Origin of the sequence: Microbacterium sp. NPDC076895 (assembly GCF_040687115.1) — a bacterium.
Classification (GTDB): Bacteria; Actinomycetota; Actinomycetes; order Actinomycetales; family Microbacteriaceae; genus Microbacterium.
Genome location: NZ_JBFBMQ010000010.1, coordinates 72,657 through 95,694 on the forward strand (window position 1 = coordinate 72,657; position 23,038 = coordinate 95,694).

The 23,038-nt window shown below is 67.5% G+C and carries 24 protein-coding genes and 3 tRNA genes; 14 read left to right on the top strand and 13 right to left on the bottom strand.

Annotated features, from left to right (window positions below; genetic code table 11):
• Positions 1 to 43: 43 nt before the first annotated feature.
• The 3 genes from AB0O89_RS10170 to AB0O89_RS10180 all read right to left on the bottom strand — a co-directional run bounded on the left by AB0O89_RS10170 (position 44) and on the right by AB0O89_RS10180 (position 3,828).
• Positions 44 to 1,729: a GMC family oxidoreductase N-terminal domain-containing protein gene (locus AB0O89_RS10170; RefSeq protein ID WP_363497063.1), complete on the bottom strand. Its 1,686-nt coding sequence runs from the start codon at positions 1,727 to 1,729 to the stop codon at positions 44 to 46.
• Positions 1,726 to 3,471 (bottom strand): aldehyde dehydrogenase family protein, encoded by a 1,746-nt coding sequence (locus tag AB0O89_RS10175; RefSeq protein WP_363497066.1) that lies wholly within the window; start codon positions 3,469 to 3,471, stop codon positions 1,726 to 1,728. The genes AB0O89_RS10170 and AB0O89_RS10175 overlap by 4 nt, the downstream gene beginning before the upstream one ends.
• Positions 3,472 to 3,561: 90 nt before the next feature.
• Positions 3,562 to 3,828 carry a glutaredoxin domain-containing protein gene (locus AB0O89_RS10180; RefSeq protein ID WP_292712983.1) on the bottom strand — a complete coding sequence of 89 codons (267 nt, stop codon included), beginning with the start codon at positions 3,826 to 3,828 and terminating at the stop codon, positions 3,562 to 3,564.
• A 110-nt stretch (positions 3,829 to 3,938) separates the two neighbouring features.
• Here AB0O89_RS10180 and AB0O89_RS10185 point away from each other — a divergent pair, with 110 nt between their 5' ends.
• A complete protein-coding gene (locus tag AB0O89_RS10185; protein ID WP_363497069.1) occupies positions 3,939 to 5,090 on the top strand; it encodes a glycosyltransferase in 1,152 nt (383 codons plus the stop codon).
• A gap of 29 nt (positions 5,091 to 5,119) precedes the next feature.
• Here AB0O89_RS10185 and AB0O89_RS10190 read toward each other — a convergent pair whose 3' ends face one another.
• Positions 5,120 to 6,187, bottom strand: a complete 1,068-nt coding sequence (locus AB0O89_RS10190; protein WP_363497072.1) for a xylanase — start codon at positions 6,185 to 6,187, stop codon at positions 5,120 to 5,122.
• 183 nt (positions 6,188 to 6,370) lie between these two features.
• Here AB0O89_RS10190 and AB0O89_RS10195 point away from each other — a divergent pair, with 183 nt between their 5' ends.
• Both AB0O89_RS10195 and AB0O89_RS10200 read left to right on the top strand, forming a co-directional pair.
• Positions 6,371 to 6,769 carry a (deoxy)nucleoside triphosphate pyrophosphohydrolase gene (locus AB0O89_RS10195; RefSeq protein ID WP_341578341.1) on the top strand — a complete coding sequence of 133 codons (399 nt, stop codon included), beginning with the start codon at positions 6,371 to 6,373 and terminating at the stop codon, positions 6,767 to 6,769.
• 9 nt (positions 6,770 to 6,778) lie between these two features.
• The gene (locus AB0O89_RS10200) at positions 6,779 to 7,291 is read left to right on the top strand and encodes an ACT domain-containing protein (RefSeq protein ID WP_363497076.1); all 513 of its coding nucleotides are present in this window, start codon (positions 6,779 to 6,781) and stop codon (positions 7,289 to 7,291) included.
• A gap of 34 nt (positions 7,292 to 7,325) precedes the next feature.
• Here the strand turns inward: AB0O89_RS10200 and AB0O89_RS10205 are convergent, their stop codons facing one another.
• Genes AB0O89_RS10205 through nrdI form a run of 3 tightly spaced genes read right to left on the bottom strand, consistent with a single transcriptional unit; the run spans position 7,326 to position 9,080 of the window.
• Positions 7,326 to 7,634, bottom strand: coding sequence for a hypothetical protein (locus AB0O89_RS10205; RefSeq protein WP_363497079.1), 309 nt, complete (start codon positions 7,632 to 7,634; stop codon positions 7,326 to 7,328).
• Between the two features lie 48 nt (positions 7,635 to 7,682).
• Positions 7,683 to 8,597, bottom strand: a complete 915-nt coding sequence (locus tag AB0O89_RS10210; protein ID WP_363497082.1) for an oxygenase MpaB family protein — start codon at positions 8,595 to 8,597, stop codon at positions 7,683 to 7,685.
• 39 nt (positions 8,598 to 8,636) lie between these two features.
• Positions 8,637 to 9,080 carry a class Ib ribonucleoside-diphosphate reductase assembly flavoprotein NrdI gene (nrdI, locus tag AB0O89_RS10215; protein WP_363497085.1) on the bottom strand — a complete coding sequence of 148 codons (444 nt, stop codon included), beginning with the start codon at positions 9,078 to 9,080 and terminating at the stop codon, positions 8,637 to 8,639.
• 130 nt (positions 9,081 to 9,210) lie between these two features.
• Here nrdI and AB0O89_RS10220 point away from each other — a divergent pair, with 130 nt between their 5' ends.
• On the top strand, positions 9,211 to 9,993 hold the full coding sequence (locus AB0O89_RS10220; protein WP_363497088.1) for an alpha/beta hydrolase: 783 nt from the start codon (positions 9,211 to 9,213) through the stop codon (positions 9,991 to 9,993).
• Positions 9,994 to 10,000: 7 nt separating this feature from the next.
• Here AB0O89_RS10220 and AB0O89_RS10225 read toward each other — a convergent pair whose 3' ends face one another.
• From AB0O89_RS10225 to AB0O89_RS10245, 5 genes are all read right to left on the bottom strand, one after another.
• Positions 10,001 to 10,540, bottom strand: coding sequence for a YaeQ family protein (locus AB0O89_RS10225; RefSeq protein WP_363497091.1), 540 nt, complete (start codon positions 10,538 to 10,540; stop codon positions 10,001 to 10,003).
• Positions 10,541 to 10,560: 20 nt separating this feature from the next.
• Entirely contained in the window at positions 10,561 to 11,733 is a 1,173-nt protein-coding gene (locus AB0O89_RS10230; protein ID WP_363497094.1) for a Fic/DOC family N-terminal domain-containing protein, read from the bottom strand.
• Positions 11,734 to 11,934: 201 nt separating this feature from the next.
• Positions 11,935 to 12,007, bottom strand: a tRNA-Phe gene (locus AB0O89_RS10235).
• Positions 12,008 to 12,076: 69 nt separating this feature from the next.
• A tRNA-Asp gene (locus tag AB0O89_RS10240) sits at positions 12,077 to 12,150 on the bottom strand.
• Between the two features lie 20 nt (positions 12,151 to 12,170).
• Positions 12,171 to 12,243, bottom strand: a tRNA-Glu gene (locus AB0O89_RS10245).
• A gap of 175 nt (positions 12,244 to 12,418) precedes the next feature.
• Between AB0O89_RS10245 and AB0O89_RS10250 the strand changes: the two genes are divergently transcribed.
• Positions 12,419 to 14,170 carry a CocE/NonD family hydrolase gene (locus AB0O89_RS10250; RefSeq protein WP_363497097.1) on the top strand — a complete coding sequence of 584 codons (1,752 nt, stop codon included), beginning with the start codon at positions 12,419 to 12,421 and terminating at the stop codon, positions 14,168 to 14,170.
• Positions 14,171 to 14,263: 93 nt separating this feature from the next.
• Complete coding sequence (locus tag AB0O89_RS10255; RefSeq protein ID WP_363497100.1) at positions 14,264 to 15,598, top strand: peptidoglycan DD-metalloendopeptidase family protein; 1,335 nt, start codon at positions 14,264 to 14,266, stop codon at positions 15,596 to 15,598.
• Positions 15,599 to 15,674: 76 nt separating this feature from the next.
• On the opposite strand, the gene ppa is transcribed toward AB0O89_RS10255, so the two are convergent.
• Positions 15,675 to 16,229 carry an inorganic diphosphatase gene (gene ppa / locus AB0O89_RS10260; protein ID WP_363497162.1) on the bottom strand — a complete coding sequence of 185 codons (555 nt, stop codon included), beginning with the start codon at positions 16,227 to 16,229 and terminating at the stop codon, positions 15,675 to 15,677.
• 169 nt (positions 16,230 to 16,398) lie between these two features.
• On the opposite strand from ppa, the gene tilS reads away from it, so the two are divergent.
• The 8 genes from tilS to AB0O89_RS10300 all read left to right on the top strand — a co-directional run bounded on the left by tilS (position 16,399) and on the right by AB0O89_RS10300 (position 22,991).
• Positions 16,399 to 17,394 carry a tRNA lysidine(34) synthetase TilS gene (gene tilS / locus AB0O89_RS10265; RefSeq protein ID WP_363497103.1) on the top strand — a complete coding sequence of 332 codons (996 nt, stop codon included), beginning with the start codon at positions 16,399 to 16,401 and terminating at the stop codon, positions 17,392 to 17,394.
• Between the two features lie 22 nt (positions 17,395 to 17,416).
• Positions 17,417 to 17,968: a hypoxanthine phosphoribosyltransferase gene (gene hpt / locus AB0O89_RS10270; protein ID WP_363497106.1), complete on the top strand. Its 552-nt coding sequence runs from the start codon at positions 17,417 to 17,419 to the stop codon at positions 17,966 to 17,968.
• A gap of 133 nt (positions 17,969 to 18,101) precedes the next feature.
• The gene (ftsH, locus tag AB0O89_RS10275; RefSeq protein ID WP_363497109.1) at positions 18,102 to 20,108 is read left to right on the top strand and encodes an ATP-dependent zinc metalloprotease FtsH; all 2,007 of its coding nucleotides are present in this window, start codon (positions 18,102 to 18,104) and stop codon (positions 20,106 to 20,108) included.
• Positions 20,109 to 20,117: 9 nt separating this feature from the next.
• Positions 20,118 to 20,702, top strand: a complete 585-nt coding sequence (gene folE / locus AB0O89_RS10280) for a GTP cyclohydrolase I (protein WP_363497112.1) — start codon at positions 20,118 to 20,120, stop codon at positions 20,700 to 20,702.
• 1 nt (position 20,703) lies between these two features.
• Positions 20,704 to 21,609, top strand: coding sequence for a dihydropteroate synthase (folP, locus tag AB0O89_RS10285; RefSeq protein WP_363497115.1), 906 nt, complete (start codon positions 20,704 to 20,706; stop codon positions 21,607 to 21,609).
• Entirely contained in the window at positions 21,593 to 21,973 is a 381-nt protein-coding gene (folB, locus tag AB0O89_RS10290; protein WP_300590960.1) for a dihydroneopterin aldolase, read from the top strand. The genes folP and folB overlap by 17 nt, the downstream gene beginning before the upstream one ends.
• A complete protein-coding gene (gene folK, locus AB0O89_RS10295; protein ID WP_300590961.1) occupies positions 21,970 to 22,503 on the top strand; it encodes a 2-amino-4-hydroxy-6-hydroxymethyldihydropteridine diphosphokinase in 534 nt (177 codons plus the stop codon). The genes folB and folK overlap by 4 nt, the downstream gene beginning before the upstream one ends.
• Positions 22,500 to 22,991 (top strand): DUF3180 domain-containing protein, encoded by a 492-nt coding sequence (locus AB0O89_RS10300; protein ID WP_363497120.1) that lies wholly within the window; start codon positions 22,500 to 22,502, stop codon positions 22,989 to 22,991. Before folK ends, AB0O89_RS10300 begins: the two co-directional genes overlap by 4 nt.
• Positions 22,992 to 23,038: the final 47 nt, after the last annotated feature.

The following is a 23,038-nucleotide window of genomic DNA, read 5'->3' on the forward strand; positions in this document are numbered from 1 at the left end:
CGTAGTCGTCGGGCGGGTCTCGGGTTGGCCCGATAGTCCCGCCTCAGCGAACGCTGGAGGTACGCGCGGCACTCTGTCTGCGCAGAAGATCGGCTGCGATCTCGCCGATCACGATGGACGGAGCGTGGGTGTGACCGCGGATGATCGTCGGCATCACCGAGGCATCCGCCACGCGCAGGCCCGAGATGCCGCGCACACACAGCTCCGGGTCGACGACAGATGCGGCATCCGCGCCCATTCGAGCGGTGCCGACGGGGTGGTAGAGCGTGTGCGAGTACCGCCGCAGTGACAGCTCGATACGCTCGGCGCTGGTCATCCGCTCCCCGCCCTGGGGCTGTACCCACTCGCCGGTCGTGACGGCACCCAGGGACGATGTCGCGATGAGCTTCTCGCACACCTCGAGACCGGCGCGCAGGGTCGCGGCATCCGTGCCTTCGGCGTCGCTCAGGTAGGCGGGGTCGATGAGCGGGTGGGCCTGGGGATCGGCCGAGGCAAGACGGATGCTGCCGCGACTGCGCGGGCGCAACAGGATCGCGCCAACAGTGATGCCCTCGCCCGGCAGGGGAACGAGGCCCTCGCCGACATACGGGGCTGCAGCGAAGATGATCTCGATATCGGGGAGGCCGCCCGGCATACCGACACGGTCGGCGAGCGCGGTGCGGACGAAACCGTGGGCCTCGGCGACATTCGAGGTGAGCATTCCGCGCCGAGTTGTGAGGTAGCGCAGCAGCTCGGCCGGGCGCTCGGCTCCGTACAGTGTGCCGCCCGATGCGGCAGGGGCAAGCCCCGCGACGAGGTGGTCCTGCAGGTTCCTGCCGACCTCGGGGGAGTCCACGAGCGGACGGATGCCGACCTCGGCGAGCTCGTCTGCCGGCCCGATGCCCGAGAGCATCAGGATCTGGGGAGTGTTGATCGCGCCGCCGCAGAGGATCACCTCGCGCCGGGCGCGGGCGTGGCGGGTCGTGCCAGCGATGTCGACGTAGACCCCGGTGGCCCGCGGTCCGTTGTAGCCGTCAGTGGTGACCGTCACACGACGCACCTCGGCGTTGGTTACGATGCGGAGGTTCGGTCGCGACGCTGCGGGCCGCAGGTACGTGTCGGCGGTCGACGCCCGGGCGCCGCGCCGCTGCGTCACCATCGTCTGCGAGAACCCCTGACCGGCAGGGAGGTTCGCTTCGGTGATGGCGTATCCCAGCTCGCGCGCGGCTGCGAGAAACGCGGCGGTGTGAGGCCGCGGGTCGCGCTGCCGCTCAATGTTCTGCGGGCCTGACCGACCGAGTGATGGGTCGACGGCATCCTGCACGTTCTCGATGCGGCGCAGCACGGGCAGTACGGCATCCCACGACCAGCGCTCGCTCGCAGCAGCGCCCCACTCGTCGTAGTCGGCCGCGAACCCGCGCACCCACATCATGGCGTTGAGCGATGACGAGCCGCCGAGCGTCTTGCCCCGCGGCCAATAGACCTGGCGACCCTCCAGCTCGGGCTGGGGCACGGTGTCGTATCCCCAGTCGTACGGGCCGCGGAACAGCTTCTTGAAGGCCGCTGGGACATGCAGCTCCAGGGCGCGGTCGGGGCCTCCCGCTTCCAGTAGCAGCACCGTGACCTTCGGATCCTCGCTGAGCCGCGCGGCGAGGGTGGCTCCCGACGAACCTGCACCGACGATGACGTAGTCGGCGTCCAGCTCCCCGCCACGGCGGCGCGTGGCTCGAGGGCGTGCGCCGCCGCTCACGACCGGAACGCCGACTCGAGGATGCCGAGCAGGGTCGTCAGGCGCGGGCGGATGCGGAACCTGGTGAGCAGCCGCCCACCGTCGGCGGCGCCGGGACTGGTGACGAACCAGGGCGGCCGGGGAAGCGCCGAGAACGTCCCGGGGCCGACCAGAGAACCGGCCGAGCGGGGGAAGGGCCGGAAGGGCCCGCGCATGACCCCGCGCTCGATGTCGTCGAGCAGCAGCGCATTGTGGACGACGCCGATGCCGCTCTGGACGTCTTCGAGCGTCCCGCCGGGATACGCGCCCCACGGCATCGTCGGGATGCCGAACGCGACGCCGGTCCAGGTGTTGATCGCCACGGTTCCATAGCGCAGCTCTGCGACCGCGCGCTCGAACCCGTCGCCGAGGGCCGCTTCCGTGACGGGATCGATGAGAAGGTTGGCGCCGAGGGTTCCGGTCAGTCGCGCGTTCGCGTATTCGACAGCGGCGTCGAGGAACTCCTGGCCATTGCCGGGGAGGGTCACCACGCCCAGCGCCGGGGCGAAGTACTCGGTGGTCTCGATGGGCGTCGGGTCGGCATCCGTGCCAACGTCGATGACCGCGCGGGTGTGGCCCGACGACCAGTGCGCGCTCGGGTAGGTCTCGGCAACCTCGTTTAGGCGCGCCTGCGCCCCCGGGTACCAGACAGGTCGTTGCGGCGCGCGGGCCATCGCCGCCTCCACCTCCGCAAGGAACTGCTCGCGCTGGACCCACTCGGCGCTCAGGATCACGACCTGTCCCGCGACGCAGTTGTGACCGCTGTTGTGCAGGCGCATCGTCGCGACGTGTTCGGCCTGGAAGCGCAGGTCGGCGTCGGTCCACGGGCCCGGAACCACGATGATCGGGGAAACGCCGCCGAGTTCGGCGGTGATCGGCACTGAGAGCCGCGGCCGTGCGCGGCGCTTGCCCGTCGCGGTGCGGCCGAACACGATCGTGTCGAACGTGCGGGCGGCTCCCGTGATGTGGACGTGGTCGATACCCGCGTGCTCCGTGAGGGCAGCGCCGACCTCACCGCCGCCCTGCACGATGCGCAGCAGGCCGAGTGAAATCAGGGGCGCCAGGGCGCGGCCGAACACCGGAGCAAGCGGGTCCTGCGTCGGATTGATCTTGAGGATGCTGACCCGGTTGTGCGCGATGAGTTCGTACAGCACGTCGAGAACCGGGATCGAGGTGATGTTGCCCGCGCCCAGAACGAGCCCGACCCCACCGGACTCTCCCGAGGTCAGCTGACCGAGACCGGCCCTGCGTTGCGCCTCGGCGAGGGTCACACCAGGACGCAGCCACACCTCGCCGGTGTACCCCGAGAGGAGGAGGCCATCGACCGCGCTCGTCGGGAAGGCATGCACGCGGATGCGATCGCCTGGAGCCTCACCCACCCGAACGTGATCGAGCGGGCTGGCGCCGACCCGCAGGCTCGAGAGAGTCTCGATGTACGCGTCGATCGCGACCACCGTCGCGTACGGTCCGGTGAGCCACTCCTCGCCGACCAGGGGGCTCCCCGGTTCGAGACCCTTCGATCGGGCTGCGGTGAGCGCCCATTCCTCGGCTTCGGCGGCGACGGTGGCGCGGATGCTGCGAAGCAGACGGATCCGCTGCGTGAGGGTCAGTGCGCTCCAGGTGCGAGTCCCCGCACGCAGCTCTTCGATCGCTGCGTCGAGCGAGTCGGAGACAGAGGTCTCGTCGGTGACCGTGTTTGCGGCGGGACGAACGGATGACGGCATGGGCGCGCTCCTTCGGACGTGCTCCAGCATATGTCCGCGGCACGGCGTCTCACTCGCTGTGATGCGCCGTCTCACTGCCCTGTCAGAGAGCTAGGAGATCAGTGCGAGCTCGCGCAGCTTCGCCTCGACGTCGGCGTTGCTCGGCTCCACATGGTGCGTCGCATCGGGATAGACCACGACAGGAATGTTGGTGCGGCCAGAGATGTCGCGCGCGACATCCGCCGCTGACGGGTCGGCCTCGAGATCGACGTACTCGTACGCAACCCCCAGCTCATCGAGCTGCGCCTTGGTGCGCCGGCAGTCGCGGCACCAGTCAGCGCCGAACATCGTCAGGGTGCCAGAAGTTTCCGAAGTCATGCATCCAGCGTACGACCGCCGCGCACTCATCGGCCGGTCAGCCTGTGGATGCGCTATGGATCAGTGGACAGCGTTACGGCGAACTCGCCGAGGCATGCCAGCATTGAGCCATGGATCTTTCCATCGTGGTGCCGACATACAACGAGGCACCCAACATCGCGGAACTCGTGACTCGGGTTGCATCGGCGACGAGCGGCATCCGGGCAGAGATCGTCTTCGTCGATGACAGCACCGACAGTACCGCTGATGAGATCCGCCGGGTAGCTGCGGAGGCGGCGATTCCCGTTCGCCTCATTCACCGCGACATCCCCACGGGCGGCCTCGGCGGCGCGGTGATGGTGGGGTTCGACGCGGCGGCATCCGACATCTGCATCGTTATGGATGGCGACCTTCAGCACCCGCCTGAGGACATCCCGCGCCTGTGGCGCCGCTACGTGGTGGGCGATGTCGATGTCGTCGTCGCCTCGCGATACAGCGGCGAGGGGACCAATGACGGACTGGCCGGAGCATCGCGCGTTGCCGTGTCCAAGTCGGCGACGCTTCTGACCAAGGCGATGTTCCCGGGCCGCCTCAAGGGCGTCACCGATCCGATGACGGGCTTCTTCCTCATCGATCGCCGCCGCCTCGATCTTCGTACGCTCAAGCCGCGCGGGTTCAAGATTCTCCTCGAGATCCTCGCCCGCACCAACCTGCGAGTCGCTGAGGTGCCGTTCGACTTCGCCGACCGCAACGCCGGCGAATCCAAGGCCTCGTTCCGACAGGGCGTGCATTTCCTCGCACAGCTGACGATGCTGCGCTTTGGCAAGATGTCGATGTTCGCCGTCATCGGCGGCCTGGGTGCCGTCGCCAACATCGTGATCGTCTGGCTGTTGACGCGATGGGGAGTCCATGACATTCCCGCGATGATCGTCGCGGCCGAGACCACGATCATCGCCAACTTCCTGCTGCAGGAACGGTTTGTCTTCCAGGATGTGAAGGCTGAGGCATCCGGTGTCTGGGAGCGCTTCGCGAAGTCGTTCGGCTTCAACAACGCCGAGGCAATCGTGCGTATCCCGCTCACGGCGCTTCTGGTCTCGACGTGGCACATCTCGGTGGTCATCGCGACCGCGATCACCCTCGTGATCGCGTTCGTTGCGCGGTTCCTGTTCCACGCGCTCGTGGTCTACGCACCCTCGCGCAGCCGGCGCACGGGTGCCAAGACCCGCACCCGCGAGGTCCTCGAACAGCTCGACGAGCAGGTGATGGCTCCCGGCGAGCTCTGAGCCGCCGATCGCGATCCGGTAACGCGAGGTCAGCCGATCTGCCTCGCGAGGTCGCCCACCGACATCCCGTAGTTCATTCGGATGACCGGAAGCGCGAGCTTGTCTGTGCCGATGTGTACGTAGCCGTAGTCGATCGTTCGTGCCAGCTCGAACCCGGCGGCAGCGACGCCCGCCTTGGCGGTGTCGTTGTAGTGGCCGAACGGATACGCGATGACTTCCTTCGCGCCGATGTACGCGGCGGATGCCTCAAGATCGGCGGCGATCACGTCGGCGGACTCGTTGACCATGCGTCCCTGGCCGTTGGCGCCGGCGCGGTGCATGTCCTCTGTGTGTGACCGGACGATGACGTAGGGAGACGGATGCAGTTCCCGCCGGTCCACCGTGATCATGAACGAGGTTGTTAGCACGTGATGGGCATCGACCACGGGGACTGCCAGCTGGTACCAGGTGGCGTCGGCGTCGTCATCCGTCACGATGACCGAGTGGTTAGGCAGGAACAGCCGACCATCGATGAACGCGCTCAGTTCGTCCCACGTCGGAAGGTAGAAGCCCTGGTCGGCGATGTAGGCCATCTGCTGCTCGAAGTCGCCGATGTAGGCGAAGTTCAGGCGGAGCCACCCCGACTCGCCCTCGGGCTTCGAGGTGAATTGGTGGTACATGAGGATCGGGACCTGCGCGTCCTCGGCGGCGTTAGCCTCGGGAGTCGTCCACGCACCATAGAGAGTGCGCTCGCGCTCGTCGCAGTCGACCAGCTCCGACCCGTTGACGCGGTCGGCGATGCTGAGGCTCTGGGCGCCTGCGGGTGAGGCGTACCAGCCCGCGAACACAGCGCCCTCACGGGAGGGGATCGGTAGCCCCGCGTAGAGCTGACCCTCGTGCTGCAGCATCGGCGGCACGTCGAGGTCGGCGGCGTCGAACGACACCGCGCAGGTCGTCGTGTCGCCGCTATCGACGAGCATCTGCTGCGTCGCGCTCAGGGGTGGAGGAGTAGCGGGACGGGTCGGAGTCGCTGAAGCTACGGCTGCCGATGCCCCCGGATCTGTCAGGCTGATGGTTGCGACCGCACCGACGATGATCGCCACCAGTGCCACAGCCACCAGGGCAGCCCACAGGATCACGCCATGGCGCGGGCGCACATGTGCTGGTGCACGATGCGCCGGATCCGCACTCCCCTGCCCGCTCATTGGCTACCCCAGTCAGACACCGCGGCCCCGAGCCGCGCACCGCGTACGGCGCGGCGTCCGACGCGCACCATCACGCGCGATAGGAGGATTGTATTCGTGAATGATGTCCCAACCATCGATGTCGTGGCCGCTGTCGTCACAGACGGTGACGAGATCCTGGTGTGCCGGCGTGCGGCTCACATCGGTCAGTCAGGCCGCTGGGAGTTCCCCGGGGGCAAGGTCGAACCGGGGGAAGACCCGATCGATGCGCTCGTGCGTGAAGTGCAGGAAGAGCTCGGCGTCGGCATCCGTGTCACGGGACATCTGTCGACCGACGACACCCACGTCGGCGACCGCATCATTCGCCTCGCCTGCTATCGCGCGGAACTGGAGGGCGAGCGGCCGACGGAAAGTACCGATCACGACGAGCTGCGGTGGGTCGGGGTCGGCGACCTCGACCAGTTCTGGTGGGCAGAGCCCGACTTGCCCGCTGTGCGGATTCTGACCGCGGAGTAGCATGCGAGCGTGCCTCGCTACGTGATCACGCTCGTCGGAGAAGACAGGTCTGGGCTTGTCTCGGCGGTCGCGGATGCCGTGAGCGCCCACGGTGGCAACTGGGAGGGAAGCCAGCTCGCTGAGCGCGCGGGCGTGTTCGCCGGGGTGATCGAGATCTCGGTTCCCGAGGAGTCGGCGGCGGTGCTGTTGGATGCGCTGCTGGCGCTCGATGAGACTCTGACTGTCACGGCGCTCTCGGGGGCGGATGCCGCAGCGTCCAACCGCACGGCCAGTTCCCTCGTGATCTCGCTTATCGCCAACGACCGCCCGGGAATCGTCCGCGATGTCTCCGCTGTGCTCGCCGCGCACGGGCTGAGCATCGACGATCTGTCGACCGAGGTGCGGGACGCGGCAATGGCCGGAGGACGCATCTTCGAGGCATCCGTGCTGGCACATGCTGCAGCCGGGACCGATCTGTCGCGCGTGAAGGAAGACCTCGAGACGTTGGCTGCAGAGCTGCAGGTCGAGATCGCGATCGGCTGACGCCGGGCGTCACGCCCGCTGAATCAGACGCCGATCACTGACGCGCGAGGGCGTCCCAGTTGATCTCGATGTGCGTCGGGTCGCTCGGTGAGATCAGCGCCGGGAGGGTCGAGCCGACACGCGGCCAGTACTTCGCGCTCGTCACGACCTCGGTGCTGATCCGTGTCTCCGGGATGCCTGCGGTGGTTGTGACGACCTCGAGCTGACACGCCTGGTAGCGCGCGCGACCCTCGCGGTCGGATGCCGAGACCACCCGCACCGTGCCGCGCACCGCATCGGCCAGCGGGTCGCCGGTGTACTTCTCGAGCATGTGCGCGGCCTCTTCGACCCAGGGTTCCTCCATGCCCGCAGCCTACGGGACGCGCCGTTACGTGCGTGTCATCGGGTGGGCTCAGCTCGCCTCGGCGGGCCCGGTGCCGGATGCCTCGAGCCGACGCAGCCGCCGCCGCGCCATGTCGTGCGCGCGCGGACCGCTACCGAGGCTCTTGCCGGCGACGAACAGCACGAACCGGGTCATCGTGACCACCGGCAGCCATGAGCGACGCAGCCCCAGCATCCGTCGATACTCGCGCGGGATCGTCGCCACGGCGCCGGCGAACAGCAGACGGTAGGCCCACCGGAGCGACCCGTCGAGCGGGACCCGACGGAGGAACCGTACGACGTCGTGCACGCGCTCGTCACCTCGCAGGATGCCGCGATCGAGGTATCCGTGCATCCGGGCGCGCAGCTCTGCGGCAGTCTCGGGCGGATCGGTCACGCCCATGAGTCGGCCCGCGGTCGACCAGTCGCGAACGTAGGCATCCGGCCCGCCGGGGATCGCGCCGCCCCAGGTCTCGTGGCAGGTGAGGAAGGCATCCGTGAACGCGAGATGCACCCATTCGACCAGGTCGGCATCCGCGGCGGAGTAAGCGCGGCTCGCGCCGGTGCCGTCGCGGTACTTGCCCGAGACGTCGGCGTGGAAGCGGGCGACGCGGCCGAGTTCGGCATCCACCTGCTCCCGCGAGCCGAACGTGACGCAGATCACCCAGCGGACGGTCCCCGCGAGGCGGCCGAGGGGGTCTTCGCGGTAGCGCGACCAGTCGTGCACCCCCGCCATCGCGCCAGGATGCAGGGCCTGCATGAGCAGGGCACGGATGCCCGCGACGAGCGTCGGCATGCCCGCGTGCACAGTCCACGCTGCGCCGTCTTCGGCGAACAGCCCCGGATCGTCGCCGCGCTCGAGTCGCTGCACCCACGGCGGCATCCCGTTCGGATCCCCCGACAACGGCACGAGCAAGCGCGCGCGAAGTCCGGGTCGGCGGGTCACTCTCTCAGGATGCCATCGCCGCAGACCGGCGGCTCCGGATCAGGCGTCGGCGGGGTGGGATGCAGCGAGCGCGGCATCCAGGTCGTCGAGAATCTGTGCACAGTTGGTGACGTCTTCGGGGGTGCCCGCCAGTTCGAACTCGAACAGCACGGGTCTGCCCGACTTGGTGGCGAGTTCGCGGGCAGCTGCCTGGTAGTAGACGCCGAAGTTGCGGTTGCCCGACCCGATGATCCCGACCATTCGGCGCCGGTTCGCGGGGGAGCGCAGGAAACTGCGGACGCCTGCGGGCAAGGTGACTTCGTCGGCGTTGCCTGCCTTGTATGACGGGGTCAGCAGGACCCAGGGGCCGGATGCCTCGGTGCGTCGGACGCTCGCGTCGGCGAGGTTGTGCACGTCCCGGCCGGTCGCCTCGGCCAGGTGCTGCGCGAAGCGCCCCGTGAGGTTCGAGGTCGACGAGTAGAAGTAGACAGGCGTCTTGTCCACGGTTCCAGTGTCTCGCCGTTGCGGCTGGCGAGGCGTGGAGGGGGCCGGGGATAAGGGTCCGCGGTGCGAGCAATCGTCATCTCCTTCTGAGGCCTGTTCGGTGTCCGCGGCGAGGTCTACGCTCGGCCGCATGGATACGACCATCTCGGCCGACGGTACGCGCATCGCCTACGAGACCTTCGGGTCGGGCCGGCCCGTCGTCATCGTCGGCGGAGCCTTTTCAACCGCGAGCGACGGAGTACCGCTTGCGGAGGCTCTCGCCGCTCTCGGTCTTCACGGGGTGACTGTCGATCGTCGTGCCCGAGGTAGCAGCGGAGATACCGCGCCATACGCACCCGAGCGGGAAGCGGAGGATGTGGCAGCAGTCGTGGATGCCGTCGGCGGCCGCGCGGCACTTCTCGGCCATTCGTCGGGTGCGGTGCTCGCGCTGCTGGCGGCATCCCGCGGCGCACAGGTCTCGCACCTCTTCCTGTCAGAGCCGCCGCTGGGCTTCGGGCACTCGCACGTCCCTGCTGACCTGCCCGAGACGCTGCAGGGTCTGCTCGACGAGGGTCGTCGCGAAGATGTCGTCACGATCTTCCAACGCCAAGCCGTCGGATTGCCTGACGCGATGATTGAGCAGATCCGTGAGAGCCCGATGTTCCCGCATCTGGTCGGCCTTGCACAGTCGGTCGTCTATGACGCGGCCCTCGCGCGTGCGTGCGATTCTCCGAACGAGCGGATGCTCGGCCTGGATGTTCCGACCGCAGTGCTGTGCGGAGCCGAGACGTTCCCGTTCCTTGAGGTGTCATCTCGTGCGCTCGCCGAGGCGATGCCAGCGGCAGAACTCGTCATCGTGCCCGAGTCCCGCGGGCATCGCCCCGACCCCGTGGCCACGGCTCGCGTGGTTGCGGAGCGGATCGGCGGGGTCTGAGGTCGACTCAGGCGGCGAACACGGAGTGGATGTCGGACGAGAACGTCTGCCCGTTGATGTCGAGATACAGATGCTTCTCGGTAACCGAGACGGTCAGTGCCGTTCGGCGCTCGATACCTGACGCCGCGGTCTCGAGGAAGCCGCGGTCGAAGCTGACAACGGGAATCTCGTCGCCACGGTGGATGCGCTTGCCAGCCCAGCTCGCGACGAGCTTGGCCGGATCCCGGTGCGTGTACACAGCCACGCGCTCGGCCTTCATACTGCCCTCGTGAAGTCGCGCGGCATCCGGGGCTCCGACTTCGATCCAGGCCGTCAACGCGCCGGTCGCGTCACGGATCACAAGCGCCGGCTCATCCGTCGAGGAGAGACCTTCGGTGAACGTGATGCCCTCTTCGTACTCGAGTGCATAGGCGAGCACGCGCGTCAGCATGAACACGTCGGTCTCAGACGGATGCCGCGCCACCCGCAGCGACAGGTCGTCGTAGACGCCACGGTCGACATCGGCCAGCGTCACCGTGAACGTGTAGATCGTCGCGCCCGCAGCCATCTCGCCAGCCTATGGTTCGATCACGCGTCGCCGTAGCTCATCGGCATCTCGATGACCTCGAAGATGGCTGGTGAGTACCAGCGTTCGCGGCCTCCGCGTCCAAATGTGCCGAGCGATCGAAGCCAGCCGCGAGTCTCTGCGTTCTTGATGAGGTTCCGAGTCCCCTGGTTTGTGAGTTCGAGTTCGTCTTGCACGGACTTCACGGTCACGAAAGGGTTGCGCACGATGATGTCCACGAGTCTGGGCAGGCTCGAGCGTTCTTTGATCGCCTCGGAGTGGTAGATCTCGCGAATGGAGATGAGGCGTCGCGAGCGAGTCACGGCGTCGTCAGCTTGGGCGCGGACCGCTGTGAGAAAGAAGACGAGCCAGCCCTCGATGTCAGCGTTCTCACGCACCGATTGAAGCCGCTCGTAGTACTCGTCGCGGTGAGTTTCAAAGTAGTTCGAGAGGTAGAGCAGAGGCAGCGGCAGACGCTTGCGCTCCATGAGGAGAAGGTTGATGAGCAGTCGACCGATTCGGCCATTGCCATCGAGAAATGGGTGGATGGTTTCAAACTGGTAGTGCATCAATGCCGCCTGGATGAGTGCGGGTAGCGTGCGGCCGTCGTCGTTGACGAAGCGTTCCCAGTCCGCGAGTAGCTCACCGAGGTGTTGGGGTAACGGCGGCACAAACGTCGCGTTACTTGGGGTAGCGCCCGCGCGGCCGACCCAGACGGGGGAACGCCGAAACTCACCGGGCGACTTCTCCTCGCCACGCACCCCCGTCAATAGGGTCTCGTGAACCCGAAGAATGAGGCGCTGAGTTATGGGAAGGGTCGCGGCCAACTCGTAGGCCTGTCGGGTTGCTTCAAGGTAGCGCTGCACCTCGGCCGTGTCATCGTTGCGGGCGTCGGCATCCACCTCCGCTTGGAAAACGTCGGACAGTGAGGCTTGGGTTCCTTCGATCCGAGAGCTGGCAAGTGCTTCGCGGCGAAGGTACGGGCCGATGAGCAGACTGGGGTCTGTGATGAGCATCCCCAGACCCTGCAGATGCCCGAGGGCAGCGTCCGCTTCCGAAAGGGATGCGACGACGGGACTCGTCAGTTCGAGGTGGCGAGGGATCGGCTTCGGCAAGTAATAGACGAAAGCGTCCTTCTTGCCGGGCTCGCGCGTTGCGCCACCGAACACGGAATCCACGAATCGAGTTGCATCCACAGGGTTACGCTACAACAGATACAGCCCTTTAGTTGGAGCGTAGGTGATGCGCGGCAACTGCAGTTGGAGCGTCACCTGGAGCCTGCTACTCGCACCTTTTCGCAGTTGGAGCGTCGGCTCCGGCCGCTCGTGCGAAAGCAAAACCCCCGCCATGTAGAAGCTAGGCGAGGGTTTCTGGGACCGTTGTAACGACGGTCCTTGTGGCTCCGACGGGCGTCGATCCCGTGACCTCACGATTTTCAGTCGTGCGCTCTACCAACTGAGCTACAGAGCCGCACGGCAGCCGAAGTTGCCGCGTCCTATACGAAGAGCCCTTCCGAAAAAGGGCCCGTCGCTTTCGGAGCGACCCTGACGGGACTTGAACCCGCGACCTCCGCCGTGACAGGGCGGCACGCTAACCAACTGCGCTACAGGGCCATGCTTATTCAATTGTAGGGTGACCCCAACGGGATTCGAACCCGTGCTACCGCCGTGAAAGGGCGGCGTCCTAGGCCGCTAAACGATGGGGCCGGATGAACTCCAGCATCCTTCGAAAAGGACCCCGGGGGCTCACGCTTACCGACGGTCAAGCATACGCAATACCCGAGGGATCCGCCAATCGACGGTGCGACACACGGATGCCGACCTGCAGCCTCTCACGCGGTTCTACCCACGAGCCACCCGACCCGGCGGTAGCGTCGGGCCCGTGCCGGTGCCGCCCCCGCAGAGATTTCGCCACTCTCCCGCGTGGTTTCTCGCTCGCGTCGTGCGCCGCATCCGTCTGTTCGCGAAGCCCCGTGTGGATGTCGCTACCGACGAGCCGGACTGGATTCTCGAACGTGACATCCCGGTCACGATGCGCGACGGAACTCTGCTGCGCGTGAATGTGTTCCGGCCCCGTGGTGATGAGCCGGTGCCGGTCATCATGTCGGCGCACCCGTACGGGAAGGATGCCGTGCCGGCGCGCTCGCGCAGCCGCCGCGCACTGAATCCGCAGTACCGGATCATGCCGCAGCCCGACCGGGTCGGGATCTCGGCGTGGACCGGGTGGGAGGCGCCGGACCCTGCGTTCTGGGTGCCGCGCGGCTACGCCGTCGTGAACGCGGATGCCCGCGGCGGCGGTACGTCGGAAGGACAGGCCCATCTGTTCGAGGCACAGGAGGCCGACGACTACGAAGACCTCATCGCGTGGGCGGGGACCCAGCCGTGGTCGACCGGCAAGGTCGGCCTCGACGGGGTCTCGTACCTCGCGCTCTCGCAGTACGCGGTAGCGGCCCGGGCGCCCGAGCACCTTGCTGCGATCTGTCCGTGGGAGGGATTCAGCGACCTCTACCGCGACTTCGTCTGGCCCGGCGGCATCCATGAGAACGGGTTCTCGGTGCTGTGGTCGACCCTGACCTCGCGCGCTGCCCGGGTTGCGTCACCCTCGCTGCGCCGGGAGTTCGCGCGGCACACCACGCGCGACCAGTGGTACCGCGACCGCACCCCCGACATCGATCGCATCGGAGTCCCGATGCTCGTCTGTGCCAGCTTCTCAGATCACAACCTCCACACCCGCGGCTCCTTTGAGGTCTTCCGTCGCGTCGGCCGGGCGCTCCCTGAGCGACCCGCGCGCTGGCTCTACACGCACCGCGGAGGCAAGTGGGCCACGTACTACAGCGCCGATGCCGCCAGCATCCGGGCCCGCTTCTTCGATCACACCCTGCGCGGGCTCGACAATGGCTGGGATGCACTTCCTCCGGTGCGGCTGGCCGTGTATGAAAGCGGCCCGATCCCGGTAGCTGTCACATCGGAGTCGGCGTGGCCGCCGGCGGACCTGCGGATGCGCCGCCTGCACCTCGACGGCATGGATGGTTCCCTCGGCGACGACCCATCACGGGCGACCGCGCAGACCGGCTTCGCGATGAATGGCCCGGGCCTCGAATGGGCGTGGCGCATCCCCGAAGGCCTGGACGTCATTGGACCGATGTCGCTGCGGCTGCACGTATCGGCGCGGGCCGCCGACGATCTGACGCTGTTCGTCGGCGTGCGCAAGGTAGCGGACGGTGCCGTCGTGCCGTTCGAGGGGTCGTACGGATTCGACCGGGCGTGGATGTCGTACGGATGGCAGCGGGTGAGTTACCGCGACCTCGATCCAGACCTCACAACCGACCTGCACCCTGTCCACACCTTCGAGCAGCGAACGCCGATTCGCCCCGGCGAGATCATCCCGGTCGACATCGAGGTGCGCGAGCACGCGACCCGGTTCCGGGCGGGTGAGGAGCTGAGACTCGTCATCCGCGGCCGCTGGGTCCACAGCCGCAACCCCGTCACGGGGAGTTTCCCGGCCGGATACGCGCGCCGTCGAGGCGGCACCGCGATCATCCACACCGGACCGGAGCATCCGTCATCGCTGCTGCTGGGACACCGGCCGCCGGCCGGATCGCCCGGGGAGCCATGGCTCTATGAGGCCTCGTGACCGGATGCCGAACCCCGACTTCCCTCGCGAAACCTGTTGTTTGTGTGACTGATGTTGTTAGTGTGAATACGTTCTGTGTGACAGGAGGAACCGGTGGAGCTCGAATCGAGCGCTGAGGAGTGCGGCTGCGCGCCCACGCCCCGCGAGCGTCGTGCGCTCTCGCGCCGCTCCGCCCTGGGCATCGGAATCACGGGCGGGCTCCTGCTGTTTGGCGGCGCCTCGGCCTTCAGCCTCGCACCTGCCTTCGCAGAGTCGTACCCCAGCTGGGATGACGTGCAGAACGCCAAGGCGAATGAGGCTGCCAAGTCCCGGGAGGTCACCCGTATCGAGGGGCTGATTCGAGACCTGACTGCCGAGGTCGAGCGCACACAGGCAGAAGCACAGCGCCTCTCGGATGAGTTCTACGTCGCGCAGCAGGCCTACTTCGACGCCGCTAAGCGCGCCGATGACCTGCAGGCGCAGGCTGACGAGCAGGCAGCAGCAGCTGACGAGGCTGCGCAGAAGGCCGGACGCGTCGCGGCACAGCTCTACCGGGATGGCGGCGATGACACCGCCATGCAGTTGTTCTTCTCGGGATCCGCGGTCGGGGCAGACGAACTGCTCGCGCGCCTCGGGACGATGGACAAGCTTCTCGAACGGAACCAGACGGTCTACGACGACGCGGTCAGGGCGCGGGATGCTGCGCAAAGCTACAGCGACCAGGCAGTCCAGGCCCGCAACGAGCGTGACAGGCTGCAGCAAGAGGCCGAGCAGAAGATGATCGCAGCCCAAGAGGCTGCCGCTGCAGCGCAGGTCGCTCTCGACAACCAGACCACTCACCTCGGCGATCTTCAGGCGCAGCTGGCCGCACTGAAGGACGAAACGGCGAAGACCGTCGCCGGCTACCAGGCCGGCGTGGAAGCCGAGCGCAAGGCTCGCGAGGAGCGGGAGCGCAAAGCCCGGGAAGAGGCTGAACGCATCGCGCGCGAGCAGGCGGCCAACGGCGGCGGCAACGGCGGGGCAGTAACGGGCGGCGGATGGGCACGCCCGTCATCCGGGTATGTGTCTTCGGGCTACGGATCACGCTCCAGCGTGTGCAACGCGAACTACTGCTCATCGAGCTTCCACTACGGCTATGACTTCGCTCCCGGATGCGGCGCTGCGATCTACGCCGCAGGTGCTGGCCGGGTCGTGTACGTCGGACGCAACGGTGGCTACGGCAACTACATCAAGATCGACCACGGCGGCGGCATCGGCACCGGCTACGCGCACATCGTGGACGGCGGATTCTGGGTGAGCTACGGGCAGTGGGTCGGCGCGGGCCAGGCGATTGCCGCCACGGGAAACACGGGCAACTCCTTCGGCTGCCACCTGCACTTCGAGACCTACGTGAACGGCGCCGCCGTCAACCCCTCCGGGTTCATGGCAGCCCGCGGCGTCTACTTCTAAGCCGAGTTCGGCGGCAGAAACACGAAGCCGCGGCATCCGTGACGGACACCGCGGCTCGTGTGATGATCTGGAACGCTCAGAGCGTGTTGGGCGCTTCGCCCTCACCCTGCGTGCGGGTCTCGCCCTCGTGCTCGTCGAAACGCACGACGGCCTCGGCGATCAGTCTCTCGGCCTCGGCGGCATCCGCCCAGTCGTCGACCTTGACCCACTTACCGGGCTCGAGGTCCTTGTAGTGCTCGAAGAAGTGCGCGATCTCTTTCTTCGTGTACTCGGGGATGTCGGCGACATCCTGGATGTGGTCCCACCGCGGGTCTTTCGCGAGGACCGCCACGACCTTGTCGTCGCCGCCTGCCTCGTCGCTCATCTTGAGCACGCCGACCGGGCGCACCTTGGCGAGGATGCCGGGGTAGAGGTCGCGGTCAAGCAGGATCAGGACGTCCAGCGGGTCGCCGTCTTCGCCGAGGGTGTTCTCGAAGAAGCCGTAGTTGGCGGGGTAGCCGAAGACGGTGTAGAGGATGCGGTCGAGGAAGACGCGGCCGGTGCCGTGGTCGACCTCGTACTTCACGCGGCTGCCACGCGGGATCTCGATGACGGCGTCGTACGCGCCCATGCTCTGTGCTCCTTTGTCGATGACGGATGCCGCCGACCAGCCTAGTGCGCCGGGTCCGCCTGCCCGAGCCCTCGCACTTGTCGCTAACTCCGCACGATCGGCGCTAAATCACACCTGGCCGGCCCGCCGAGCCGGCCCGGCGGCCGGATTTGCGGAGTTAGCAACGGTGGGCGGCCGGTAGCGTGGCGGCGTGGACGTTCGACCGGGTCTGGATCCGGCCGTCGCAGAGGTGCGGCGGGCGGTGCGGCGCGCCCTCGCGGGCCTCCCCGAGGGCTCGACGGTGATCGTGGCCCTGTCGGGTGGACCGGATTCCCTGGCCCTCGCGGCGGCAACGGCCTTTGAGGCGCCCAAGCGCGAGATTATCGGCGTCGCCGTCACCGTCGACCACGGTCTGCAGGACGGGTCGGCCGAGGTCGCCGCGACCGCGGCCGCGAAGGCCGAGGCTCTCGGACTCGCCGCCCGCGTCATCCGGGTCGACGTGCACTGGGGTGGCGGACCCGAAGCCGCAGCGCGCGACGCGCGGTACGAGGCACTCGACGCCGTCGCGCGCGAACTGGGCGCGGTAGCCATCCTCGTAGGCCACACCCTCGACGATCAGGCAGAGACCGTGCTGCTCGGGCTTGCGCGCGGATCCGGCGCGACGAGCCTGCAGGGGATGGCCCCGGTAGCCGAGCGGGGCGACGGATGCCGCATCCTGCGCCCCCTGCTCGAGGTGAGGCGCGAAACGACGCGGGCTGCGTGCGCCGCTCAGGGCCTGGAGCCGTGGCTCGATCCCCACAACACCGACCCCCGCTTCACCCGCGTACGTGTGCGTGAGACCGCCTTGCCGACACTCGAGCGCGAGCTCGGCCCGGGCGTTGCGGAGGCGCTTGCGCGCACGGCGGCGCAACTGCGCGAGGACGCTGAAGCCTTCGACGAGATGATCGACGAGATCATCGAGGATGTCGTCGAGCACGCCGAAGCCGGCATCTCGCTCTCGGTCGGGGCGCTGGCCGCCAACCCGGCGGCGCTGCGGCATCGGCTCATCCGTCACGTTGTCGCCGCCGAGTTCGGGCAGAGCCTCACGCGCTCGCAGACCCTCGATGTCGCCCGGCTCGTGACCGACTGGCGCGGGCAGGGGCCGATCGATCTGCCCGGATGCCGCGCGGCCCGCATCAACGGCCGAATCGAGTTCACGGCGCGCTAGCGGTCCGCCTATGCTCAAAGGCATGCGTGCCGAGGAGGTCCAGTCCGACATCACCCGAGTGCTCGTGACGGAGGAGCAGATCCGCGCGAAGCTCGACGAGATCGCGGCGCAGGTGACAGCTGACTACGAGGGCAAAGAGCTCCTGCTCGTGGGGGTACTCAAGGGCGCTGTCATGGTCATGGCCGACTTCGCTCGTGCGCTGCCGACGCACGTGACGATGGACTGGATGGCCGTTTCCTCCTATGGCACCGGCACGCGCTCGAGCGGGGTCGTGCAGATCCGTAAGGACCTCGACACCGATCTGCACGACAAGCACGTGCTGATCGTCGAAGACATCATCGACTCCGGCCTCACCCTCAGCTGGCTGCTGACCAACTTCGCGTCGCGTGGCGCGGCATCCGTCGAGGTCTTCGCCCTGTTCCGCAAGCCGGATGCCGCCAAGGTCGAGGTGGACTGCCGGTACATCGGTTTCGACATCCCGAACGAATTCGTCGTCGGTTACGGACTCGATTACGCCGAGAAGTATCGCAACCTGCGCGACGTCGCGGTGCTGGCTCCTCACGTCTACAGCTGAGCGCTTTCGGGGTACGCCGTGGGCGAATGCTCAGACGTGGCATAGCAAGCCCGCGATAGCCTGTCTGCACCGTTTCCGCGTTCCCGCGCGGATCGGCGCCTGATCGACGGAGGGACCGGGTTCGCCCCGAACCATGGATTTCAAGAAGCTCACACGCAACCCGCTGCTGTATGTCGCGCTCATCGCGGTGTTCCTCATCATCGGATTCACGCTCATGTCGAGCCTGGGCGGTGCCAAGCAGATCACGACCCAGCAGGGTCTCGACCTGCTCGCCGGGAATACGGTCACCGAGGTCGTGAACACAGACGGCGATCAGCGGGTCGACATGACGCTGTCGACGCCGTTTGAGGGTTCCACTGACGTCCAGTTCTATTACGTGACGGCGCGGGCTGAAGAGGTCGTGAACGCGATCGATGCGGCAAACCCGGCCGACGGCTACAACGACGTCGTGCCCCGGGCTACCTGGTTCGACGGCTTCCTCTCGCTCTTCCTCCCGATCCTGTTGCTGGGTGTGCTGTTCTGGTTCCTGCTCTCCTCTGCCCAGGGTGGTGGAAGCAAGGTCATGCAGTTCGGTCGCTCCCGCGCAAAGCTCGTCACGAAAGAGAGCCCGACCGTCACCTTCGACGATGTCGCCGGGTCAGATGAAGCGATCGAAGAACTGCAGGAGATCAAGGACTTCCTCAAGGAGCCCGCGAAGTTCCAGGCCGTCGGCGCGCGCATTCCCAAGGGCGTGCTGCTGTATGGCCCTCCTGGAACTGGCAAGACTCTCCTTGCGCGCGCTGTCGCGGGCGAGGCTGGCGTGCCCTTCTACTCGATCTCGGGTTCGGACTTCGTGGAGATGTTCGTCGGCGTCGGAGCGAGCCGTGTGCGCGACCTGTTCAACCAGGCAAAGGAAAATGCCCCCGCGATCATCTTCATTGACGAGATCGACGCTGTCGGCCGTCACCGTGGTGCCGGTATGGGTGGCGGACACGATGAGCGCGAGCAGACGCTGAACCAGATGCTTGTCGAGATGGACGGGTTCGACCCGAAGGCCAACGTCATTGTCATCGCGGCGACGAACCGCCCCGACATCCTGGACCCGGCGCTGCTGCGCCCCGGCCGTTTCGACCGTCAGATCGGTGTGGACGCCCCCGACCTCCAGGGCCGTAAGCGCATCCTCGAGGTGCATGGCCGTGGCAAGCCGCTCGCCGACGGCGTCGACCTCGAGGTCGTCGCCCGCAAGACCCCCGGTTTCACGGGCGCCGACCTCGCGAACGTTCTCAACGAGGCAGCCCTGCTGACGGCGCGCTCCAACGCGCAGCTGATCGACAACCGCGCCCTCGATGAGGCGATCGACCGTGTGCTCGCGGGTCCCCAGCGCCGCACGCGCATCATGAAGGACAAGGAGAAGCTCATCACGGCTTACCACGAGGGTGGGCACGCCCTTGCTGCGGCAGCGATGAACTACACCGACCCGGTCACCAAGATCACGATCCTGCCGCGAGGCCGCGCTCTCGGGTACACGATGGTCATGCCGCTGGATGACAAGTACTCGGTGACCCGCAACGAGCTGCAGGATCAGCTGACCTACTCGATGGGCGGCCGCGTCGCGGAAGAGATCGTGTTCCACGACCCGACGACTGGTGCATCCAACGACATCGAGAAGGCGACGAACATCGCCCGCAAGATGGTCACCGAGTACGGCATGACAACGGATGTCGGACCGGTCAAGCTCGGTCAGGGCTCGGGCGAGGTTTTCATGGGTCGCGACATGGGTCACGGTCGGGACTACTCCGAGCGCATCGCTGAACGGGTGGATGCCGAGGTGCGGGCCCTCATCGAGCAAGCCCACAACGAGGCCTACCAGGTCATCAACGACAACCGCGACATCCTCGACAAGCTCGCTCTTGAGCTCCTCGAGAAGGAGACGCTCGACCACCTCGAGATCGAGGAGATCTTCAAGGATGTCAAGAAGCTGCCCGAGCGCCCGCAGTGGCTCTCGAGTGAGCAGCGTCCGGTGTCGGTGCTGCCTCCGGTCGAGGTTCCGCGCCGCCCCGCGCCGGCGAGCGTTGCGGCCTCGACGGAGGCCGACTCGGGCTCTGCCGAGAAGGCGCCGCGTCGTCGGCCGACCGGGCAGGCGCGTCCCGCAACCGCGTAGGCTCGCCTGGTGGCCGTTGATCGTGAACGCGTCGCCGCACTGGTGCGCGAACTGCTCGAGGCGATCGGGGAAGACCCGGATCGCCCCGGTTTGAAGCTGACCCCCGAGCGGGTGGCGGATGCCTACTCCGAGTTCTTCGGCGGCATCGGCAAAGACCCGGCTGAGCCGCTCGCGCACACGATTTCGATCTCGCGGGGCCCGGCGCCTGAAACCCTGCCCTCCGGTGCGGTGATGCTGCGCGACATCCTGTTCCGCTCCGTGTGCGAGCATCACCTGCTGCCCTTCCGCGGGCACGCCCACATCGCGTACCTGCCGGGCGAAAAGGTGGTGGGCCTGGGCGCACTGCCCAAGGTCGTCGACGTACTCGCCGCGCGGCCGCAGGTGCAGGAGCGCCTTGCCGAACAGATCGCGGACACGATCTCCGACGCGCTCGATGCGCGAGGGGTGCTCGTCGTGCTGGATGCCACACACGAGTGCGTCACGATGCGCGGCGGCCGCCAGACCGACGCATCCACCGTCACGATTGCCGCTCGCGGAGCCTACGAAGAGCCAGTCGCGCGCGCCGAGCTGATCGCGCTCATCGGAGCGAGCTGACATGTCCACGCTCGTCATGGGGGTCGTCAACGTCACGACCGATTCGTTCAGCGACGGCGGCCGCTATCTCGACACGGGAGCGGCGATCTCGCACGGTCTGGCGTTGTGGGCTGCCGGGGCCGACATTCTCGATGTCGGCGGCGAGTCGACCCGCCCCGGTGCCGAACGGGTGGACCCCTCGATCGAACGCGACAGGGTGGTGCCCGTCATCCGTGCCCTCGCCCAGCGCGGCGCCTGGATCAGCATCGACACCATGAACGCGTCGACCGCCGTCGCCGCTGTCGACTCGGGCGCAAGGATCGTCAACGACGTCTCGGGGGGACTCGCGGATGCCGCGATGCTGCCCGCCGTCGCTGAGACTGACGCCGAGATCATCCTCGGGCATTGGCGTGGGCACTCGCGGGAGATGTATGCGCCAGCGCAGTACGCACACGTCGCCGCCGAGGTTGCAGCTGAACTCGCCGAGCGGGTTGCTGCGGCCCGCGCGGCGGGCATCGCTCCCGACCGGATCATCGTCGACCCCGGCATCGGCTTCGGCAAGCGCCCCGAGCAGAACTGGGAGGTCCTGCGCGCCCTGCCAGAGCTCGTCGCGGCAGGACAGCGGGTGCTGCTGGGCACGAGTCGCAAGCGATTTCTCGCTGAAGCGCTGGCCGAGGCATCCGTTGACGCCGAACGCCGCTTTGCCGAGCGCACGGGAGCCGCGGCTACCCGCGCTGGCGGCGAAGACTCGTCAGGCGACACGATCGGCACGGTTACCGAAGCTCGGCGCGATGGCGCGACGGCCATCACCAGTGCTCTTGCCGCGCGCGCCGGGGTGTGGGGCGTGCGGGTCCACGACGTCGCCGGCACGCGCGACGCCCTGCAGATCGCGGAGCTGTGGGGAGGTTCGGATGCCGCAGCTCGATGAGATCCGGCTCGAGGGGCTTCGCGTCTTCGGCCACCACGGCGTCTTCGATCATGAGCGCGAGAACGGTCAGGACTTCGTCATCGACCTCGCCCTCAGCGTCCGTGCCGAGCGCGCCGCCCAGACCGACGATGTCGCCGACACCGTCCACTACGGCGAGGTCGCCGACGCCGTCGCGGACATCGTCGCCGGCGACCCGGTGAATCTCATCGAGACGCTTGCCGAGCGGATCGCGGATCGCGTGCTCGCCTTCCCCGGTGTTCTCGCGGTGCGGGTCACGGTGCACAAGCCGCAGGCTCCCATCCAGCAGCAGTTCACGGATGTCTCCGTCACGATCACGCGCCGGAATGCGGAGGCCCGAGCGTGAGCCGCCGACTGGCCGAAGGCGTCGACGGGAACGCCCATGCGGATGCCGCTCCCGCCGTGGACGCGGTCGTCGCGCTCGGGGCGAACCTCGGCGATCGGCGCGAGACGCTGGCTGCTGCTGCCGCCGCGCTCGGGCACCTGCCGCTGGTGTCGGCGGTGCGGATGTCGGAACCAATGGAGTCGGTCGCGGTCACCCTCGACGGCCCCGATCCGGACGCACCCGGCTACCTGAACGCCGTGGCCATCGTCACGACGCGCCTCGCGCCTACCGTGCTGCTGAGCTACCTGCACGCCATTGAGGACCAGCACGGACGCGTGCGGCGTGAACGCTGGGGCGATCGCACCCTGGATCTGGATCTCATCGCCTACGGTGACCTCATCTGCGACACCCCGACGCTGACGCTTCCCCACCCCCGTGCAGCCGAACGCGACTTCGTGCTCGCGCCGTGGCTGAGCATCGACCCGGATGCCTCCCTCGTCGGCGCCGGGAGCGTCGCCGACCTCCTCGAGCGCCTCGGGGATGCCTCGTGAAACGCACCGGCGCTGGCATCCTGATCGCGACCGCCGCCATTGCGGTGGCAGGCGGCTTCCTCGTGAACCAGCTGCTCACCGCGACGGGACGCGCGACGTTCACGCCGCTGATCACGCTGCCCGTTCTGCTCGTCGCGCTCGGGGCCATCGTGGTCGCTCTCGCGATCCCGGTGTGGCGAGCATCCCGGGGGCACACCCGCGCGCCGATCAACCCGTTCCGGGCCGTGCGCATCGCCATGCTCGCGAAGGCGTCGAGCCTGCTCGGCGCAGCATCCGTCGGGTTCTCGGGAGGATTGGTGGTTTTCCTCCTGACCCGACCCGTGGTCCCGCCGTTAGGCTCGATGGCGACCCAGTTGGCAACGCTCGTCGCCGGGCTTCTGCTGGTTGCGGCGGGGCTCGTGGCCGAGTATCTGTGCACGATCCGGAAGGATGACGATGACGAACAGCCCGGAGGCGTCGACCCCGGCTTCGGAGCCCACAGCCACTGACGGCACAGTCACTGACGGCACAGCCACAGACGGCACAGCCACTGAGC